The 19855-nt window shown below is 71.0% G+C and carries 17 protein-coding genes and 1 pseudogene; 11 read left to right on the top strand and 7 right to left on the bottom strand.

What is annotated here, in order from left to right; genetic code table 11:
- The first annotated feature begins 3 nt into the window (after positions 1–3).
- Both G3I78_RS10830 and G3I78_RS10825 read left to right on the top strand, forming a co-directional pair.
- Entirely contained in the window at positions 4–1290 is a 1287-nt protein-coding gene (locus G3I78_RS10830) for an MFS transporter (RefSeq protein WP_164422859.1), read from the top strand.
- Positions 1287–2309, top strand: coding sequence for a TolB-like translocation protein (locus G3I78_RS10825; RefSeq protein ID WP_164422857.1), 1023 nt, complete (start codon positions 1287–1289; stop codon positions 2307–2309). Before G3I78_RS10830 ends, G3I78_RS10825 begins: the two co-directional genes overlap by 4 nt.
- 56 nt (positions 2310–2365) lie before the next feature.
- On the opposite strand, the gene G3I78_RS10820 is transcribed toward G3I78_RS10825, so the two are convergent.
- A complete protein-coding gene (locus tag G3I78_RS10820; RefSeq protein ID WP_164422855.1) occupies positions 2366–3751 on the bottom strand; it encodes a glycoside hydrolase family 16 protein in 1386 nt (461 codons plus the stop codon).
- Between G3I78_RS10820 and G3I78_RS51885 the strand changes: the two are divergent.
- Both G3I78_RS51885 and G3I78_RS51880 read left to right on the top strand, forming a co-directional pair.
- Positions 3732–4283 (top strand): annotated as a pseudogene (locus G3I78_RS51885) (hypothetical protein); the annotation flags it as partial. The gene G3I78_RS10820 and the pseudogene G3I78_RS51885 overlap by 20 nt on opposite strands.
- Before the next feature lie 115 nt (positions 4284–4398).
- Positions 4399–4875: a hypothetical protein gene (locus G3I78_RS51880; RefSeq protein WP_239157720.1), complete on the top strand. Its 477-nt coding sequence runs from the start codon at positions 4399–4401 to the stop codon at positions 4873–4875.
- Between the two features lie 3 nt (positions 4876–4878).
- Here the strand turns inward: G3I78_RS51880 and G3I78_RS10810 are convergent, their stop codons facing one another.
- Positions 4879–6111, bottom strand: a complete 1233-nt coding sequence (locus tag G3I78_RS10810) for an Ig-like domain-containing protein (RefSeq protein WP_164422853.1) — start codon at positions 6109–6111, stop codon at positions 4879–4881.
- A gap of 111 nt (positions 6112–6222) precedes the next feature.
- Positions 6223–8322 (bottom strand): MMPL family transporter, encoded by a 2100-nt coding sequence (locus G3I78_RS10805; RefSeq protein ID WP_164422851.1) that lies wholly within the window; start codon positions 8320–8322, stop codon positions 6223–6225.
- 198 nt (positions 8323–8520) lie between these two features.
- On the opposite strand from G3I78_RS10805, the gene G3I78_RS10800 reads away from it, so the two are divergent.
- Positions 8521–8973 (top strand): VOC family protein, encoded by a 453-nt coding sequence (locus G3I78_RS10800; protein ID WP_164422850.1) that lies wholly within the window; start codon positions 8521–8523, stop codon positions 8971–8973.
- A gap of 265 nt (positions 8974–9238) precedes the next feature.
- On the opposite strand, the gene G3I78_RS10795 is transcribed toward G3I78_RS10800, so the two are convergent.
- The 4 genes from G3I78_RS10795 to G3I78_RS10780 are packed head-to-tail and all read right to left on the bottom strand — an operon-like array spanning position 9239 to position 12507.
- Positions 9239–9907, bottom strand: a complete 669-nt coding sequence (locus G3I78_RS10795) for a response regulator transcription factor (RefSeq protein ID WP_164422848.1) — start codon at positions 9905–9907, stop codon at positions 9239–9241.
- Positions 9904–11130: a sensor histidine kinase gene (locus tag G3I78_RS10790; RefSeq protein WP_164422846.1), complete on the bottom strand. Its 1227-nt coding sequence runs from the start codon at positions 11128–11130 to the stop codon at positions 9904–9906. The genes G3I78_RS10795 and G3I78_RS10790 overlap by 4 nt, the downstream gene beginning before the upstream one ends.
- Positions 11131–11188: 58 nt before the next feature.
- Positions 11189–12010: an IclR family transcriptional regulator gene (locus tag G3I78_RS10785; RefSeq protein WP_164422844.1), complete on the bottom strand. Its 822-nt coding sequence runs from the start codon at positions 12008–12010 to the stop codon at positions 11189–11191.
- Positions 12007–12507, bottom strand: coding sequence for a MarR family transcriptional regulator (locus G3I78_RS10780; protein ID WP_164422842.1), 501 nt, complete (start codon positions 12505–12507; stop codon positions 12007–12009). Before G3I78_RS10780 ends, G3I78_RS10785 begins: the two co-directional genes overlap by 4 nt.
- A gap of 132 nt (positions 12508–12639) precedes the next feature.
- On the opposite strand from G3I78_RS10780, the gene G3I78_RS10775 reads away from it, so the two are divergent.
- The 6 genes from G3I78_RS10775 (at position 12640) to G3I78_RS10750 (ending at position 19813) form a co-directional block, all read left to right on the top strand.
- Positions 12640–13557 (top strand): SDR family oxidoreductase, encoded by a 918-nt coding sequence (locus tag G3I78_RS10775; RefSeq protein ID WP_164422840.1) that lies wholly within the window; start codon positions 12640–12642, stop codon positions 13555–13557.
- Positions 13558–13586: 29 nt separating this feature from the next.
- Positions 13587–14462 carry an amidohydrolase family protein gene (locus G3I78_RS10770; protein WP_164423111.1) on the top strand — a complete coding sequence of 292 codons (876 nt, stop codon included), beginning with the start codon at positions 13587–13589 and terminating at the stop codon, positions 14460–14462.
- A gap of 10 nt (positions 14463–14472) precedes the next feature.
- Positions 14473–15975, top strand: a complete 1503-nt coding sequence (locus G3I78_RS10765; RefSeq protein WP_164422838.1) for a long-chain fatty acid--CoA ligase — start codon at positions 14473–14475, stop codon at positions 15973–15975.
- An 8-nt stretch (positions 15976–15983) separates the two neighbouring features.
- Positions 15984–16439 (top strand): MaoC family dehydratase, encoded by a 456-nt coding sequence (locus G3I78_RS10760; protein ID WP_164422836.1) that lies wholly within the window; start codon positions 15984–15986, stop codon positions 16437–16439.
- Between the two features lie 402 nt (positions 16440–16841).
- Positions 16842–18980 carry an FxsB family cyclophane-forming radical SAM/SPASM peptide maturase gene (locus G3I78_RS10755; protein WP_343243710.1) on the top strand — a complete coding sequence of 713 codons (2139 nt, stop codon included), beginning with the start codon at positions 16842–16844 and terminating at the stop codon, positions 18978–18980.
- The gene (locus G3I78_RS10750) at positions 18977–19813 is read left to right on the top strand and encodes an AAC(3) family N-acetyltransferase (RefSeq protein WP_343243709.1); all 837 of its coding nucleotides are present in this window, start codon (positions 18977–18979) and stop codon (positions 19811–19813) included. Before G3I78_RS10755 ends, G3I78_RS10750 begins: the two co-directional genes overlap by 4 nt.
- Positions 19814–19855 lie beyond the last annotated feature (42 nt).

The raw sequence follows: 19855 nt of genomic DNA, 5'->3' as shown, positions 1-19855 counted from the left end.
CCCGTGTACCTGACGGACTCCCGCGGCAGCCAGGCCGCCGCCGTCCCGGACACCCGTCCGGGGCGGCGGCCGGCCGCCGTGCCCTCCACCGTGCTGGCCCTGGGCGCGGTCAGCCTGATCACGGACGTCTCCTCGGAGATGATCACGGCGGTCCTGCCGCTGTACGTGATCGCGGGCCTCGGCCTCTCGCCCCTCGGCTTCGGACTCCTCGACGGCATCAACAACGGCGTGGGCGCCCTCGTCAGACTGGCCGGCGGCCACCTCGCCGACCGGGGCGGCCGCCGCCACAAGGCCGTCGCGGGCCTCGGCTACGGCCTCTCGGCGCTCTGCAAGCCGCTGTTGCTGCTCGCCCACACCCTCCCCGTCCTCAGCGCGGTGCTCGCGGTCGACCGCACCGGCAAGGGCCTGCGTACGGCCCCTCGCGACGCGATGATCTCGCTGGCCACCGAACCCGCTCACCGGGGACGGGCGTTCGGCGTCCACCGCGCCATGGACACCACCGGCGCCCTGCTCGGCCCCCTCGTCGCCTTCGCCGTCCTGCGGGCCACCGTCGACGGCTACGACGCGGTCTTCACGGTCAGCGGCTGCGTCGCGGTGCTCGGCGTCCTGGTGCTGGTGCTCTTCGTGCCCCGCCGCATCGACGCCCCCGCCGAAGCCGTACGACGGCCAGGGCCGCCCGAGTCGTCGTCCCGGCCCCCTGAACTACGAGACGCCGTACGGCTGTTGCGCCTGCCGGAGCTGCGCCGGCTCACCCTGTGCGCGGCCCTGCTCGGCCTGACCACCGTCAGCGACTCCTTCCTGTATCTGCTGCTCCAGCGCGAAGGCGACCTGCCCGCCCACCTGTTCCCGCTGCTGCCGCTCGGCACGGCCGCCTTCTTCCTGCTGCTCGCCGTGCCGCTCGGCGCGCTGGCCGACCGGGTCAGCCGCCGCCGGCTCTTCCTGGCGGGCCACGGAGTCCTGCTGCTCGGCTACGGCCTGGTGCTCTCGCCGTGGCACGGCGTCCCGGCCGTGGTCGCCGTCCTCGTGCTGCACGGCACCTTCTACGCGGCCACCGACGGAGTGCTCGCCGCGGCCACCGCCGGGGTCGTCCCCGCTCAACACCAGGGCGCTGGGCAGGCGTTGGTCGGCACCGGCCAGGCGCTGGCCCGCTTCGTCTGCTCGCTGGCCTTCGGCGCGGCCTGGAGCCTGTGGGGCGGCCGGAGCGCGCTCGCCGTCACCGCGGTCGCGCTGGCCGTCGGCGCGGTCGTGGCCTCCTTCGTCCTCCGCCCCACCGACGAGGTGCGCGCATGAACCGAACGACCCGTCTGGTGACCCTTCTCGTCGCCGTCCTGCTGCTCGGCGCCGTCGGCACCGGGTCGGTGCTGTACGCCGCGCACCGCTCGGGCCTGCGGGACGAGCAGCAGGCGGACGGACCGACCGTGCGGGCCGGTACCGTCTCGCTCCGCCCCTCGGCCCAACGCCGTCTGCTGGTACGGAACCTGGCCTGGGGCCCGCACCGGGACGAGATCGCCACCGTCCCCGCCGACGACCCGCAGGGCCCGCGCACCGCGTCCGGCGTGAAGTGCCTGCGCTTCCACGCGGCGGCCGGCACCGGCATCTGCCTCCAGGCCGTGCACGGCGCGATCGAGGACACCTACCGCGCGGTGGTCCTCGACGCCCACCTGCGCGAACGGCACCGCTTCCCGGCCGCCGGCATCCCCACCCGGGCCCGAGTCTCGCCCTCGGGACACATGGTCGCCTGGACGGTGTTCGTCAGCGGGGACTCGTACGCCGGGACGAACTTCTCCACCCGCACGGCCGTCGTCGACACCCGCACCTGGGCCATCGACGACAACCTGGAGACCTTCCACATCGTCAAGGACGGTCACGCCTACCACGCGGCGGACACCAACATCTGGGGCGTCACCTTCGCCGACGACCACCACTTCTACGCCACCCTCGCCACCGGCGGCCGCACCTACCTGGTGCGCGGCGACGTCACCGCGCGCACCCTCACCGCCCTGCACGCCAACGTCGAATGCCCCTCCCTCTCCCCGGACGGCACCCGTATCGCGTACAAGAAGCGCGTCAAGGGAGCGTCCCCGGACGCCCCTTGGCGCCTCTACGTCCTGAACCTGCGGACCATGAAGGAGACCCCGACGGCCGAGTCCCGCAACATCGACGACCAGGCACTCTGGTCCGACGACCACACCCTCGTCTACGCCCTCCCCGGCGACTACGGCTCCGACCTGTGGACGGTCCCGGCGGACGGCACGGGCACGGCCCGCCGCCTGATGAAGTCGGCGGTGGCGCCCGCCTATCTGGGGTGACGCGGAACTGCCCCGCGAGGCCGTACAAGCCTCACGGGGCAGCCGCAACGCACGGTTCAGTGGCCGAAGTTGAACCAGTTCACGTTCACGAAGTCGGCCGGCTGGCCGCTCGTGAAGGTCAGATAGACGTTGTGCGTGCCGGTGATCGCGCTGATGTTCGCCGGGACCGTTCTCCAGGACTGCCAGCCGCCGGTGTTGGCGATGGAGAAGCTGCCCACCGGAGTCGCGGTCGGGCTGTCGAGGCGTACCTCGACCAGGCCGCTCACCCCGCTCCCGGCACCGCTCGCGACCCGGGCGACGAACTGGGTCGCGGCCGTGGAGCCGAAGTCGACGTTCTGGTAGAGCGCCCAGTCGCCGTTGGCGAGGGAAGCGATGTTCTGGCCGCCACCGGTGTCGGTCGTGGTCTCGGTGCCCACGCCGTTCTGGCTGTTGAAGGACTCCGCCTGGATCGTGCTGTAGGCGTCCCGGCCGCCGGTCGGCGGAGGCGTGGTGCCGCTCCCACTCGCCGACAGCACCTGGACGTAGTCGACGACCATGGGCACGCCGGACTGGGTGCCGGAGTCGAGCCCGCCGCCGAACGCGTCCGGGAAGGCGCCGCCCATCGCCACGTTGAGGATGATGAAGAAGCCGTGGTTGGTGGCGTTGGTCCAGGTCGTCGCGTCCACCTGGCTCGCGTTGACGGAGTGGAACTGGGTGCCGTCGACCAGGAAGCGGATCGTCTCGGGGCTCACCGAGCGGTCCCACTCCATCGTGTAGGTGTGGAAGCCTGACTGGCAGGTCGAGCCGGGACAGGCGACGTTGTTGCCCAGACCCGTCGTCTCGTTGCACGGCCCGCCCGGGTTGGTGCCGCAGTGCATGGTGGCCCAGACCCGGTTCATGCCCTGGACGTTCTCCATGATGTCCAGCTCGCCGACGCTCGGCCAGTTCTGGTAGTTGCCGCGGTACGGCGCGCCCAGCATCCAGAAGGCCGGCCAGTAGCCCTCGGCCGCGGTACCGGTGACGTTCGGCATCTGGATGCGTGCCTCGACCCGCAGCTTGCCGCCGGCCGGGGGCTGGAAGTCGGTGCGGTTGGTCTCGATACGGCCCGAGGTCCAGTTCCCCGCCGAGTTCCGGAGCGGGGTGATGCGCAGGTTGCCGCTGCCGTCCAGCGCGACGTTGCTGGTGCTGTTGGTCATCGTCTCGACCTCGCCCGTGCCCCAGTTCGCGGGGCCGCCCGGATACGAAGTCCCGGTCGCGTACTGCCAGTTGGAGGTGTTGACGCCGGTCCCGGCGGTGCCGTTGAAGTCGTCGACGAAGACCTGTGACCAGCCGGTGGGGGGTGTGGGGGCGGAGGCGTCGGCGGGGAGGGTGGCGGCCGGGGCCAGGGCGGCGGCCAGCCCGAGGGTGCTCAGTACGGCGACGAGGGCCCGTCGCCGTCTGGGTATGCCGGAGGTTCCACTCATGGGGGTGCTGCCTCTCGGGTACGGAGTAGGGGGTGCGGGAGCACTTCGAGCGCACTCTGAGAGCGCTCTCAAAGTGGGCCCAATGTGCTCTCGGCCACTCCGGTCGTCAAGAGGTGAAACAGTGAAAGTCGTTGCGCCCCAGGTGAGTTCATGCCGTGAATGGTGCGAATCGGTATCCCTCGCCGTCACCCGGAGCCGCCGTTCACGCCTTCGCGGCGAGCGGGCGCCACGCGTTCCAGGTGTCCAGGCGCTGCCGCTAGGCGGCCTCGACGACGGGACAGGGGTACGTGCCGAGGAAGAGCCGCAGCGGCGGTTCGTCGGTGTCGACCAGTTCGAGGACGACCTCGGCGGTGGCCGCGAGTTCCCGAAGGCCCGGCGCGGACGGGTCCCGGCCTCGCGTGCGGGCCTGGCCGGCCCCACGGGCGGCGTCGAGGTCGCGGGGCTGCGGCGGGACGAGCCGGCCCGGCTGGCCGGTATCAGTGAGCCGTATCCGACCCGGCTGGAACAGGGCGTCGACCGGCATCCGTCGCCGCAGGTGCTGGACGCGCTCGCGCGGGCGCTGGAGCTGGACGCCGACACCTCGGCACACCTGTTCGCGCTCGCCGCACCCGGTCCCGCGCGGGCCGCGGAGCCCGAAGTCGCCCCGGATGTGCACCAGTTGCTCGAAGGGTGGGTCGGCTGCCGCGGCGTACGTCCGCGACCGGCGGTTCGACGTTCCGGCCGCCAACAAGTGGGCCCGCGCGCTCGCCCCGATGTACGAGCCCGTGCACAACCTGGCCCGGGACGTGTTCCTCGACCCCGCGACCCGGCGGCTGTTCCCGGACTGGCCCGACATCGTCGCGCAGACCGCCGCGGCTTTGAGCGCGGAGGCCGACCCGCGTGATCCGCGCACCGAGCGGCTCGTCGCCGAGTTGGCGGCTGACGCGGACTTCCGCGGTCTGTGGGAGCGGTGCGACGCGCGCCCCTCCCGCGACGAACTCAAACGGTTCGCGCACCCGGTCGTCGGGGAACTCGCCCTGCGACGGCTGGCGTTCACCGTCGGGGGCGCCGAACAGCAGGCGATCATCGTCTGTCAGGCGGTGCCCGGCAGTCCTTCCGCGACCGCCCTCGCCCGGCTCCTGTGACGGCTAGACCGCGCTGCCCGCCTTCCAGTCCGCCCACGACAGGTTCCAGCCGTTGAGCCCGTTCGACGCCTCGACGGTCTTCTCGCCGGAGTTCTTCACGATGACGACGTCGCCGAGCATCGAGCTCTCGTAGAACTTGTAACCGGCGACCGACGTGTCGTTCGCGCCCTTCGCGTCGTGCAGGCCGACGCAGCCGTGGCTGGTGTTCTGGCTGCCGAACACCGAGGTGGACGCCCAGTAGTTGCCGTGCACGAAGGTGCCGGACGTGGTCAGGCGCTGGGCGTGCGGGACGTCGGAGATGTCGTACTCGTCGCCGAGTCCGACCGTCGAGGACTCCATGCGGGTCTGCTTGAACCGCTCGCTGATCACCATGATCCCGGACCAGGTGGTGTGGTCGGAGTCGCCGCCGGAGACGGGGTAGGTGGCGGTCGTGGCGCCGTCCCGTTTGACGACCATCTCCTTGGTGGCCAGGTCGACCGTGCTGATCTGCTCGCGCCCGATGTGGAAGGTGACGTCCTTGGACTGCGTGCCGTAGACGCCGTCCGTGCCCTGCACGTCCTTGAGCCGCAGGCCGAGCGTGATCGTCGTCCCGGCGGCCCAGTAGGTCTCCGGCCGGAAGTCGAGCCGGGTGTCGCTGAACCAGTGGCCCACGACGTCGACCGCGGGCTCGGCCGTCACGGTGATCGCCTTCTGGACGGCGGCCTTGTCGGACACGGCGTGCGAGAAGTTGATCGACACGGGCATGCCGACGCCGGAGGTGGAGTCCGCCTCGGGCGTGAAGTAGCCGACGAACGTCTCACCGGGGGACTTGGTGGTGAAGGTCAGCGTCTCCTCGGCGCCGCCCGTGGCCTTCGCCGTGACGGTGTACTTCGTGCCCGAGTACGGATTCTTCGACGAGGTCCATTTCGTCCTGCCGCCGTTGAGCGAACCGGCCAGCGTCGAACCGTCGTTGCCGGTCACCGTCACCGAGGCGAGGGTGCCGTCCGTGACCGTGACCTCCACCGGGGCGGCGAAGTCGGCCTTCGTGGTGCCGTCCGCCGGGGTCACCGCGATGGTCGCCTTCTTGGCCGCCGCCTGCACGGACGCCTTCGCCGACCCCTCCGACGCGTCCGCCGAACCGCTGCTGCACCCGGTCAGCAGGGTCGCGGCCGGTACGGCCCCGAGCGCGGCGAGAACCCCGCGCCGGGACCACCTCCGCGACTGCCCGGACCGGTTCGATATGTGCGAGACGCCCACAGCAGGCCTTCCTGAGATATCCGCCTTTGTGGGGTGCAGCCTGCCGCGCGTACATGTGCTGATCCTTGGAATCCCCCGGCCGCTTCCTGAGATTCCGGTGAGGACTTCCCCTCAGGCGTTCGTCGGCACGCGCGGCTCCGGCGGCGCCTCCCGCAGCCCGAACCGGTCGTGCGCCTCGCGCAGCGGCTTCGGCGCCCACCAGGCCCGCCGGCCGAGCAGCGCCATCGTCGCCGGGACCAGCAGCATCCGTACGACCGTCGCGTCGATCAGCACCGCGAGGGTCAGCCCGAGCCCGATCTGGAGGATCGGGGAGAACCCGCCGGTCATGAAGGCGCCGAAGACCACCGCGAGCAGCAGCGCGGCACAGGTGACGACCCGGCCGGAGCGGCGCAGCCCGGCCACCACGGCCTCCTGGTCGTCCCCGGTGCGCTGCCGGGCCTCCCGCATCCGGGCCAGGATGAACAGCTCGTAGTCCATGGCGAGCCCGAACGCGATCGACACGATCAGCGGTGGCGCGGTCAGGCTCAGCGCGCCCAGCCCCTCGCCGCCGAGCAGTCCGGCGCCGTGGCCGTCCTGGAACACCCACACCACCGCACCGAGCGCGGCACCCAGGCTCAGCAGCGTGGTCGCGATCGTGCGCAGCGGGATCAGCACCGAGCCGGTGAAGGCGAACAGCAGGACGAAGATGCCGGCCAGGACGGTCAGCGCCGCCCAGGGCGCCCGCTCGCCGAGCATCGCCCGGAAGTCGACCAGCCGGGCCGCCACGCCGGTGACCTCCACGGGTTCGTCGCCGCGCACGTCCCGTACCCGCTCGACCAGGTCGGTGGCCGCCGTGCCGTCCACGGTGCCGGGCGGTTGCAGCTCTACGACGGTGTTGCCGCCCGGCAGTTCACGGGACACGGCGTTCGGGACCAGGGCACGGATGCGGTCGGCGGTCGCGGTGTCGGTGCCGGGCTTGAGGACGACCACCACGGGGGAGACCCCGGTGCCCTTCGGGAAGTGCGCGTCGACGGTGTCGTACAACTGCCGTGCCTCGGTGTCGGCGGGCAGCTGCCGGGCGTCGCCGATGGCGATCCGCAGACCGGCCACCGGTAGGGCGAGGACCAGCAGGACCGGTACGACGGTGACGAGGACGGCGACACGGCGGCGCTGCGCGAAGCGCGCGAGGCGGGCGAAGACCCTGCCCTCCTCGTCCTCGGAACGCGCCTTCGACGGCCGGATCCTTCCGCCGAACCTCGTGAGCAGCGCGGGCAGCAGGGTGACCGCGGCCAGCATGTCGACCACCACGACGGCGGCGACGGCGAGGCCCATGCTGCGCAGGAACACGCTCGGGAAGACCAGCAGTCCGGTGAGGCTGACGGCCACGGTGAGGCCGGAGAACAGGACGGTCCGGCCGGCCGCGTCGACCGTACGGTGCACCGCCTCCACGACGTCGTCGGTGTGCCGGCGCTCCTCACGGAAGCGGACCAGCATCAACAGGGCGTAGTCGATGGCGAGTCCGAGGCCCAGCATGGTGGTGACCTGGATCGCGTACACCGAGATGTCGGTGACCTGGCTGAAGGCGAACAGGCCGAGGAAGGCGCCCGCGATCCCGCTCACCGCGATCACCAGGGGCAGCGCGGCGGCCCGCAGTCCGCCGAACACGACCAGCAGCAGGGCGAGTACGACCGGCAGGGAGATCAACTCGGCGTTCTTCACGTCCTCTTGAGCCCGCTCGCCGAGCTGCCTGCCGAGGAGTTCGCCGCCGCTGACGTGGACGTCGGGCGCGTCGATCCGCTTGATGGTCTCGACGGCCGTGTCCGTCGCCTTCTCCTCGGCCTCGTCGCTCAGGCCGCCCTCGAAGGTGACGGGGACGACGAGTGCCTGTCCGTCGCGGGCGAGGAGACCGGGCGTGGTGTACGGGTCCGGTACGGCGGCCACGCCGGCGATCTCACGGACCTGGGCGACGGTCCGCTCGACCTGGGCGCGCAGCCCGGCGTCGGAGACGGACTCGCCCGCGACCACCGCGGTGACGGACTCGCCGGTCGGGTCCACGCCCGAGAGATAGTCGTCGGCCATGTCGGACTCGGTACCGGGCACGTCGGGCACGTCGTCGGAGAGATCGGCGAAGACGCCGGTCCCGAGGCCGAAGCCCAGCAGCAGGAACGCGGCCCAGAGGCCGATGACGGTCAACGGGCGGCGGGTCGCTGCCCTGGCGAGTGTGGAGAGCACGGGGGCCTCCCGGCGGGTCGGCGGTCGTTGCTGACCCCCTCAGACTCCTGCCGCGGCCGTGCCCGCCGGATCGCCGGGGCGGGCGGTTTCGGGGCCTCCGTCGCGCGAGTGAGACGGCGTCGGCCCTCACTCCTCCGAGGGAGGAATCTCCGGCACCGGTCAGGGAGTTGATCCGGCAGACACCACTGAGGAGGCCGTATGTCCGAGGTACCACCCGCCGTCCGTGAACTCCGTCTGGTCGTCACGGCGGAGGACTACGACGAGGCGCTGCGCTTCTACCGGGACGTCCTCGGACTGCCCGAACGGGCCGCGTTCTCCTCGCCGGACGGACGGGTCACGATTCTGGAGGCGGGACGGGCGACCCTGGAGCTGACCGATCCGAACCATGCCGCGTTCATCGACGAGGTCGAGGTGGGTCGGCGGGTCGCCGGGCACATCCGGGTCGCGTTCGAGGTGGCCGACTCGACGGCCACGACGGCGAGGCTGGCCGAGGCCGGCGCCGAGGTGGTCGCCGAGCCGACCCGGACACCGTGGAACTCGCTCAACTCCCGCCTGGAGGCGCCGGGTTCACTCCAGTTGACCCTGTTCACCGAGCTGGGGGACGAGGCCGCGCCGCGGGATGTCGGCGGGGAGACCGTCGACGGGACGTGAGAGGGGCGCGGGGGCGCGGAGCCGAGGCGGTCCCGCTGTGTCTCAGGGTTGTGTGTCCGGCGCGGAGGTGTCGCGCCGTGCGCTGACCTGACGGCGGGGTCGAGAGGGGACGGCACCCGGCGCAGGATGCCGCCCCCTCCCGCATCCGCACCCACGCCTCGTCGATCTCACCGATCCTGCTCTCGTCGAGCCGCAGCGCGTACGGCTCCTCGGTGGTCCCGTCGGACGCCCGGCAACGGACGGCGCCGACGATCCGGCCGCCGGCCTATGCGGCACCCGGCGTCACCAGACCCGTCTCGTACGCGCAGATCACCGCCTGCACCCGGTCTCGCAGCCCCAACTTGCTGAGCACGTTGCTGACATGGGTCTTCACGGTGTGCTCGCTCACGAACAGCGTCGTCGCGATCTCGGCGTTGGACAGGCCCCGCGCCAGCATCCGCAGGGTCTCGACCTCGCGGGCGGTGAGGACGTCCAGGCGGTCGGGGGTGGCCTCGGTGGCCGCTTCCTCGCGGCGGCGCCGGACGATGTCCGCGACCAGGCGGCGGGTGACGGTCGGGGCGAGGAGGGAGTCGCCGCCCGCGACGACCCGCACCGCGTGCACCAGGTCGTCGCGGCGGACGTCCTTGAGGAGGAAGCCGCTGGCGCCCGCGTACAGGGCGTCGTAGACGTACTCGTCGAGGTCGAACGTGGTCAGCATGACCACCTTGCAGCTCGACTGCGCACACACCCGCCGGGCCGCTTCCAGGCCGTCCATCACGGGCATGCGGATGTCGAGGAGCAGCACGTCGGGCGTGTGCCGGCGGACCGCGTCGACCGCCTCGGCGCCGTCCCCGGCCTCGGCGACCACCTCGATGTCCTGCTGCGCCTCCAGGATCATGCTGAAGCCGCTGCGGACCAGTTCCTGGTCGTCGGCGACGACCACCCTGATGCTCACCCGAGGGCCGCTTCCCGGTCGGCGGTGACGGGCAGCCGTACGACGACCCGGAAGCCGCCTTCCGGCCCCGGACCGGTCTCGGCGCTGCCCCCGCAGGCCGCCGCCCGCTCCCTGAGACCGATCAGTCCGTGCCCGCCGCTCGAACGCGTTCCGTTCGGGCGCGCTCCGATCGAGTGCTCCGTGCCTCGGCCGTCGTCGGTCACCGTGAGGGTCAACTCGTCCTCCGCCCAGTCGAGTTCCACCTGTGCGCAGGAAGCGTACGCGTGCTTCACGGTGTTGGTGAGGGCTTCCTGCGCCGCGCGATAGGCGGCGACCTCGGTGTCCGGGGGCAGCGGCACCGGATGGCCGCGCACGCTCAACTCCACCCGCAGTCCTGCTGAGTCGGAGACCTGCCGGACCAGGTCGGGAAGGCCGGCCAGATCCGGCTGCGGCAGCCGGTGGGCACCACCCCGGCGTTCCTCCTCCTTCAACACCCCGAGAATCCGGCGTAGTTGGCCCATCGCGTCCCGCCCGCTGGCCGCGATCGCGTCGAACGCCGCCTCCGCCCGGGCCGGATCACTGCGCACCACGACCGGCCCGGCCTCCGCCTGGACGACCATCAGGCTCACCGCGTGCGCCAGGATGTCGTGCATGTCCCGGGCGATCCGGGACCGTTCCTGAGCGATGGCCCGCGCGGTCTCCGCGGCCCGCTCCCGCTCCAGCCGCCGGGCCCGGTCCTCCACGGCCGCGGTGTACGCCCGCTGGACACGGGCCAGCACGCCGAGGCCGTAGGCGCAGATCATCCCGGTGATGTGGAACGCGTACTCGAAGGGCTCCGAGTGCTCCTTGTGCTGCATGGTCAGGACCGCCCCCAGCAGCCAACCCGCCAGCATCGTGCGCCGCTGCCAGGGCAGGCCCTGGGCGGCCATCGTGTACAGGACGACGAGTCCGCCGTAGAGCACGTCCGGCGGCGGCGCGTGGTAGTACGCCATCGCCGTCGTCGCGAGCGAGACCGCCCACGCGGACGTGTAGGGAAAGCGCCGCCGCCACACCAACGGCACAGCGGTGGCAGCCCCCAGCAACCAGCCCACCAGACTCAGCGGATCGTCCCCCTCGTCCGGGAACATCCACTGAAGGGACGCGGCGAACAGCACCAGCACGGCGAGCGCACTGTCGACGACATAGTGGTTCGCCGCCCTCACACGGGTCACGACGAGGGCGTACAGGGACCGAACGGCGAACATGAGCGGCTCCTCGGGGCCGGGGCCGTTCCAGTATCACGAGCGCATGGGGGTGGGGGCCTCACCGGTGAGAGGGATATCCGGTGCCCGAGCGGGGCGTGACGGCGGGCTGCCACCCCAGCGCCCGGGATATCCCCAGCGCCGCCAGCCGCACCGCCGGTATCAGCACCGGTACCTGCGCGTCCTCCTGGGGCACCACGACCGACACCGCTGCCACGACCTGCCCGTCCGAGGCATGCACGGGGGCCGCCACGGACAGCGCGTCGTCGGTGACCTGACGGCTGCTCACCGCGACGCCGGTGCGGCGGACCTCGGCCAACACGCGGCGCAGCTCGGCCGGTTCGGTGATCGTGTACGGCGTGAAGATGGCGAGCGGGGTCGCGCAGTACTCCTCCTGCTCCTGGGGGCCGCAGTGGGCCAGCAGGACCAGGCCGACCCCGGTCGCGTGCAGGGGCCAGCGGGCCCCGACGCGGATGTGGACGCCGACCGACGAACGCCCCGCGATCCACTCGATGTAGACGACGTCGGAGCCGTCCCGCACCGCCAACTGGACGTTCTCGTGGGTGGCTTCGTACAGGTCCTCCAGGTACGGCAGGGCCAGTTGCCGGAGTGCGACCCCGCGTGGCGCGAGCGCTGCGACCTCCCAGAGGCGGAGGCCGACGTGGTAGACACCGGCGTCGTCGCGCTCCAGCGCGCCCCAGTCGGTCAGCGCGCCCACCAGGCGGTGGGTCGTGGTCAGGGTCAGTCCGGCCCGCCGGCTGATGTCGGTCAGGGACAGCGCCGGGTGCTCGTGGTCGAACGCGGCGAGGACGGACAGCAGCCGGTCCGGCGCGGTGGGGGTGCCCCCGCGCGAGCGAAGTCGAGAGTGGGGGAGCGCGGTCATGGCTGGTCGGCGATTTTCAGCAGGAGTGCCTGGAGTGTCTCGCGTTCGGCGGGGTCGAGCGGCCCGAGCAGGTCGTTGGTGACGCGCCGGCCCGCCTCGTCGGTGCCGCGCAGGAAGACCCGGCCGTTCTCGGTGAGCACGACGGTCTTGCTGCGCCGGTCGTCGGGGGAGGGGCGGCGCTCGGTCAGGCCCAGCTTCTCCAGGTCGTCGACCAGGCCGACGATCGCGCTCGGGTCGTAGCCGAGCCGGGTGCTCAGCTCTCGCTGGAGGGCGCCCTCGGACCCGGCGAGGTATCGCAGCACCGCGTAGTGGCGCAGCCGCAGCCCCGACTCCTGGAGGAAGGTGTTGAACAACTGGCCCGAGCGCAGGCCCAGGCGGTAGAGCAGGTAGCCCGTGTCCGCGTGCAGCCCGCGCATCCACGGCTCGTCCGAGTCGATCGTGTTCGGGTTCGTGGCGTGCTGGCGTGTGATGGCGGGCTCCCTGGGTCGGTGCGTCATCCGAATTCCAGCATGACGTACGCGAAGGTCGCCAACAACTATTGACGGCGACAATTATTGCTCTTAGCTTCGATCTCGAAGCCGCACTCCCCGTAACCCCCGGGGAAGCACCCCATGTGAAGGGACCCGCTCGTGCCCAGCATCGATCTCACCGGCAAGGTCGCCGTCGTCACCGGCAGCGGCCGGGGCCTCGGCCTCGCCTACGCGCACGCCCTCGCCGCCCACGGCGCCTCCGTGGTCGTCAACGACGTCGACGAGGCGGTCGCCGAGCAGGCCGTGAAGTCCATCGCCGAGGCGGGCGGCACCACCGTCGCCGAGGTCGTCCCGGTCGGCACCACCGAGGCCGCGGAACGCCTGGTCAACCGGGCGGTGGAGGAGTTCGGGCGGCTGGACGTCCTGGTCACCAACGCCGGCATCCTGCGCGACAAGGTGCTGTGGAAGATGACCGACGACGACTTCGACGCGGTGATCACCACCCACCTCAAGGGCACCTTCACCTGCGCCCGCGCCGCCGCCGTGCGGATGCGCGAGCAGGGCGAGGGCGGCTCCCTGATCCTGGTCGGCTCCCCGGCCGGGCAGCGCGGCAACTTCGGGCAGACGAACTACGCCGCGGCCAAGGCCGGCATCGCCGCCTTCGCCCGCACCTGGTCCATGGAGCTGGGCCGCGCGAACATCACCGTCAACGCGATCGTGCCGGTCGCGGCCACCGCGATGACCGAGACCATCCCCGCCTTCGCCCCGTACATCGAGGCCATGCGCAACGGCGAGCCGCTCCCGGACTTCCTGCGCAAGGGCGAGGGCTTCGGCACCCCCGAGGACTGCGCGGCCCTCGTCCCCTTCCTCGCCTCGGAGGCCGCCCGCTCCATCACCGGGCAGGCGATCGGCATCGGCGGCGACAAGGTGGCACTCTGGTCCCATCCGCAGGAGATCAGGACGGCGTACGCCGACGGCGGCTGGACCCCCGACACGCTGGCCGACGCCTTCCCCACCTCGGTCGGCGCCGAACTCCAGACGGTCGGCATCCCGGCACCGAAGCTTCCGGAGGCCTGATGGACATCGACGAAGCTTCCGGAGGCGTGATGAACATCGACGAACTGGTCGCCATCGACGTCCACACCCACGCGGAGGTCTCCTCCAAGGGCCACGCCTCGCTGGACGACGACCTGCACGACGCCTCCGCCGCCTACTTCAAGATCGAGGGCAAGCGGAAGCCGACGCTGGAGGAGACCGCCGCCTACTACCGCGAGCGGAAGATGGCCGCCGTGATCTTCACGGTGGACTCCGAGTCCGCGACCGGCACCGCGCCCGTCCCGAACGAGGAGGTCGCGGAAGCCGCGGCCGCCAACTCCGACGTCCTCATCCCCTTCGCCTCCATCGACCCCTTCCGCGGCAAGGCGGGCGTCAAGCAGGCCCGCCGCCTGGTCGAGGAGTACGGGGTGAAGGGCTTCAAGTTCCACCCCAGCATCCAGGGCTTCTTCCCCAACGACCGCGCGGTGGCGTACGCCCTCTACGAGGTCATCGAGGAGACGGGCACCATCGCCCTCTTCCACACCGGCCAGACGGGCATCGGCGCCGGGGTCCCGGGCGGCGGAGGCATCCGCCTGAAGTACTCCAACCCCCTCCACGTCGACGACGTCGCCGCCGACTTCCCGCACCTGAAGATCATCCTGGCGCACCCGTCCTTCCCCTGGCAGGACGAGGCCCTCGCCGTCGCCACGCACAAGCCGGGTGTCCACATCGACCTGTCCGGCTGGTCGCCGAAGTACTTCCCGCCGCAGCTCGTGCAGTACGCGAACACCCTGCTCAAGGACAAGGTCCTCTTCGGCTCCGACTTCCCCGTCCTCACCCCCGACCGCTGGCTCGCCGACTTCGAGAAGCTGTCGATCAAGGACGAGGTCAAGCCGAGGATCCTCAAGGAGAACGCCGCCCGTCTGCTCGGGCTGACCAAGCCATAAGGGGCCGTAGATGCGCAACGAGGGACTGGGTTCGTGGCCCGCACGCCGGGCCCGCAAGACCCCGCACCGCACCGCCCTGATCCACGGCGGCACGACACTGTCGTACGCCGATCTGCACACCCGCGTCACCCGCCTCGCGCACGCTCTGCGCGCCCGGGGCATCCGTCGCGGCGACCGGGTCGCCTACCTGGGCCCCAACCACCCCTCCTACCTGGAGACGCTGTTCGCGGCCGGCGTCCTCGGCGCGGTCTTCGTCCCCCTCAACACCCGCCTCGCCGGCCCGGAGATCGCCTACCAGCTCTCCGACTCCGGGGCCAGGGCGCTGATCTACGGCCCCTCGCACGCGGGGCTGGTCGCCGGACTGCCGGGCAGCACGGATGTCCGTACGTACGTCGAAGTCGGCCCCGAACACGAGCAGTTGCTCGCGGAGTCGCCGGCCGAGCCGATCGACGAGCCGGTCACGCCCGACGACACCTGCATCATCATGTACACCTCGGGCACGACGGGCCGCCCCAAGGGCGCGATGCTCACCCACGGCAATCTCACCTGGAACGCGATCAACGTCCTCGTCGACACCGACCTGATCGCCGACGAACGCGCCCTGGTCTCCGCCCCGTTGTTCCACACGGCGGGCCTGAACATGCTGACGCTCCCGGTGCTGCTCAAGGGCGGCACCTGCGTCCTGGTCGAGGCCTTCGACCCGAACGCCACCTTCGACCTGATCGAACAGCACCGGATCACCTTCATGTTCGGGGTCCCGACGATGTTCGAGCAGGTCGCCCGCCACCCGCGCTGGGCCGACGCGGACCTCTCCTCCCTGCGCATCCTGACCTGCGGCGGCTCCCCGGTGTCGACCCCGCTGATCACCGCGTACGGTCAGCGGGGACTCACCTTCCTCCAGGGCTACGGCATGACGGAGGCGTCCCCCGGCACCCTGCTCCTGGACGCCGAACACGCGCTCAGCAAGGCGGGTTCGGCGGGCGTGCCGCACTTCTTCAGCGATGTCCGGGTCGTACGGCCCGACTTGGCGCCCGTCGACACCGACGAGACCGGCGAGGTCGTGCTCCGGGGCCCCCATGTCATGCCCGGCTACTGGGGGTTGCCCGAGGAGACGGCCGCCTCCTTCACCGACGGCTGGTTCCGCAGCGGCGACGCGGCCCGGGTGGACGAGGACGGCTACGTCTTCATCGTCGACCGCATCAAGGACATGATCATCTCCGGTGGGGAGAACATCTACCCCGCCGAGATCGAGGACCTGCTCCTCGCCCACCCGGACATCGCCGAGTGCGCGGTCATCGGCGTCCCGGACGAGAAGTGGGGCGAGGTGCCGCGGGCCGTGGTCGTCCCGCGCGAGGGCGCCGGCCTCGACCCCGACGAGATCCTGGCCTCCCTCTCCGGCCGGCTCGCCAAGTACAAGATCCCCAAATCGGTGGTGATCGCGGACGAACTCCCGCGCACCGCCTCCGGAAAGCTCGTCAAGTCCCGGGTGCGCAAGCGCTACGGCAACAGCTAAGGAACCCCATGAGCATCACCGTCAACGGCCTCGACGAACTCAAGAAGCTCGCCGGCAGCGACCTCGGCACCAGCGAGTGGATCGAGGTCACCCAGGAACGCATCAACACCTTTGCCGACGCCACGGGCGACCACCAGTGGATCCACGTCGACCCGGCCCGCGCGGCCGAGGGCCCCTTCGGCGCCCCCATCGCCCACGGCTACCTCACCCTCTCCCTCTTCATCCCCCTGTTCACCGAGCTGCTGGACGTCCAGGGCGTCACGACGAAGGTCAACTACGGCCTGAACAAGGTGCGTTTCCCCTCACCGGTGAAGGTGGGGTCGCGCATCCGCCTCACCGCCAAGCTGACGGAGGTCGAGGACGTGGCGGGGGGTGTGCAGATCGCCGTCGACGGGGCGATAGAGATCGAGGGCGGGGGGAAGCCGGCGGCGGTCCTCCAGAGCCTGTCGCGGTTCTACGCCTGACGGCGGGAATGCGCCTCGCCTTGTACCGCGTCCACCGTCCGCTGTCACCCGTGCGGAGCCACGACTGGCTCAAAATGCTCCATTGAACCCTGCTCGGCGGTACGGTGCTGCCAAACGCACCTTCCTCGAACTTTCGGCGAAGGGCTTTTCTCCCCTGCCCTTCTCTGCCCCTGAGGGCAGGCCTTCCACCAGGGAACGCCGTGACCAATCCAGCTAGCCTCGCTGCAAGAACCGTTCCGCAGCCGCAGGCCGCCGCATCGTTCGCACCCGCGCTGCGCCTCGACGCTCCACGTGACCCGAAGAGTGTCCGGGGAGTGCGCCGGGCCCTCTCGTCCGCCCGGGTATGCAAGGAGGATGGGGTCACCTTCAACTCGTCCATCTGACGACACCGAACAACTCGTCGTGACCGGTCCGTTCGTTCCGCTGCGGCAGGTCGTACTCAAGGTGCACAGCAGGTGCGATCTGGCCTGCCGGCACTGTTACGTGTACGAACACGCCGACCAGAGCTGGAGTTCCCGCCCCAAGGTGATCTCGGAAGAGGTCGTCTCACAGGTGGCACTTCGGCTCGCCGAGCATGCCCGGAATCACGAACTCGCCTCCGTGCAGGTGATCCTGCACGGAGGCGAGCCCTTGCTGGCGGGGCCCACCCGCTTACGCCACATCTGCCGCACCCTGCGCACCGCACTGGACGGCGTGTCCGCCCTCGACCTGCGGATCCACACCAACGGTGTGCAGTTGAGCGAGAGCTATCTCGATCTGTTCGCCGAATTCGACGTACGAGTGGGTGTCTCCCTCGACGGGGATCAGGCGGCCAATGACCGTTACCGTCTGTTCGCGAGCGGTCGCAGCAGCCACGACAAGGTCCTGAAGGCGATCGACCTGCTCAACCAGGCCCGCTATCGCCACCTGTTCGCCGGCATCCTGTGCACCGTCGACGTACGGAACGATCCCATCGCCGTGCTCGACGCCCTTGTCGCCACTCAGGCCCCGCGCGTCGACTTCCTTCTGCCCCACGCCACTTGGGACACGCCACCGCCGCGCCCCGACGGCGCTGTCACGCCGTACGCCGATTGGCTGCTGGCGGTCCATGACCGGTGGACCGACCGGGGGCAGCCCATGCCGGTGCGGCTCTTCGACTCGGTGGTCAGCACTCTCGGCGGCGGCCCCGGTCTCACCGAGTCCATGGGAGTGGAGTCGGCCGACGTCGTCGTGATCGAGACCGACGGGACGTACGAACAGGCGGACTCGCTCAAGACCGCCTTCGACGGAGCACCCGTCACGGGTATGGACGTGTTCCGGCACGGACTGGACGACGTGGCACGCCACCCCGGCATGACGGCCCGGCAGCACGGAGTGGACGGCTTGTCCGAGCAGTGCCGTTCCTGCCCGGTGGTGCGCTCCTGTGGCGGGGGGCTGTTCGCCCACCGTTATCGGGGCGACGGAACCGGATTTGACAACCCGTCAGTTTTTTGTATGGATCTTGAACGGCTGGTACGTGGGCTCGATGCCCGCACCAGCGCGGGGGCCGATCGCCCCATCGACGGCTTCGACGCGCTGGCGGAGGGCGTCCACGACGAGCGGGCCCTGCGAACGCTGTCCCGGGCTCGACGGGCCGTCATGCGTGAGTTGTTGAGCGACCTCAATGAGGAACAAGGCTCTCTTGACGGGGAGTTGTGGGGGCCGGCGTGGCAACTGGCCATCGAACTGGGAAGGGCCGACGGAGCGCCTCTGGAGGATCTCCTGTCCCACCCCTACGTCCGGACCTGGGCCGTACGGTGCTTCGACGGCAGGGCCCTGACCGGAGATCTGGCTTCCCACGTGGCCGCCGCCGCCCTGCCCGCCGGTCTCGCCGACCGGGTGCGCGTCCCTGTGTGCGACGGCTTCGTCCACCTGCCGGGCCTGGGGCGTCTTCGGGTGCGGGAAGGGTTCACATCCCTTGATTTGACGTATCCTCAGGTTTCCGGTTCGGCCCCTGGGTGGGAGCCGCTACGGCGTGTGCGAGCCGAAGGCATGGACGTCGTCCTGGACGACGTCGACCCTCACCGGGACTGCTTCGGTGGTCCGGTCTCGGGGCGGCTGAGGGACGAGGAGGTCGAGCAGTGGCGCCATCTCCTGCCGCAGTCCTGGGCGTTGATCCGCAAAGCACTGCCCGAGACCGCCTCCGCGATGGCGAAGGGGGTCCGCTTCGTCACGCCCCTGGCCGGACCGGTGGACTCCGAACTGGTCCAGCACGGTGGGGGCTTCGCGGCGCTGGGACTCCCTCTCGACTCCGACCCCGTGCGTATGGCGGTCGACCTGGTGCGCGGCTTCCGTCTCGGGCTGCTGGACGTCCTGCTCGACGTGTGCGACCTCTACGACGAGGCGGACGTCCGTACGGGTCGACTGCTCGCCGACACTTACGCCCGGGTGGCGACCGACGCCCTTCGTTGCGAACCGGGAGCCGCGCACCGTACCCGTGGACAGTGGGAGGAGCTGACCTCGGCCGCCTCGCTGACCGCGCTGGGACGGCGGTTCGTCGACGGTATCGGGCGAGGTCTGTGAGCGCCGAGCAACTCCGGGACGAGCTCCGGGCGGCGGGGGTGCGGGAGGGGAGCACGCTCCTGGTGCACTCCTCCCTGCGGCGGGTCGGTGCGGGACCCGACGAGGTACTGGCGGCCCTGCGCGATGTGCTCGGCCCCGACGGCACGCTGGTCGTCCCGGCGTTCACCGCGGGCAACTCCGACACCTCGTCGATCTACCGGACCCGCACCCGCGGCATGACCGCACGTCAACGCTCCGCGTACCGGGAGCGCATGCGGCCGTTCAGACCGGACGAGACACCCTCCGAGGACATGGGCCGACTGGCGGAGGCGGTACGGCTCAGCCCCGGAGCCGTCCGCAGCGCGCACCCGCAGACCTCCTTCGCCGCTGTGGGCGCCCGGGCCGCCGACCTGCTCGCCGACCACGACGAGGACTGCCATCTGGGCCCGGCCTCCCCCCTTGCCCGGCTGTACGAGGTCGAGGCGCGGATTCTGCTGCTCGGCGTCGGCTACGCGGCGTGCAGCGCCTTCCATCTCGCCGAGTACCTCGTCAGCGAGACACCGCCCACCCGCGAGTACCGGTGCGTGGTGCTGCGTGACGGTGAGCGCTGCTGGATCTCCTACAAGGACGTCGACCTCGACGACCGCGACTTCGCAGACCTCGGCAGGGACTTCGAGGCGTGCGACACGCGGCGCGCGGAGCCCCTCGTCCGGGGCGGACGCCTCGGCGGCGCCGGTGTCCGGCTGGTTCCGATGCGGGCGGCCGTCGACTTCGCCTCGCAGTGGCTGGCCGGAAATCGACCGTACGGCGTGTCCACGAACCAGTCACAAATAGCTGCGGGGTTCTTACACTGAGTGTCCGCGCTCCGCGAGACGGGGACCGGGGCGGGATCGGGG

Origin of the sequence: Streptomyces sp. SID13726 (genome assembly GCF_010548375.1) — a bacterium.
GTDB lineage: Bacteria > Actinomycetota > Actinomycetes > Streptomycetales > Streptomycetaceae > Streptomyces.
Note: the sequence above shows the minus strand (reverse complement) of the source record. Positions and strands in the feature narration are given on the sequence as shown.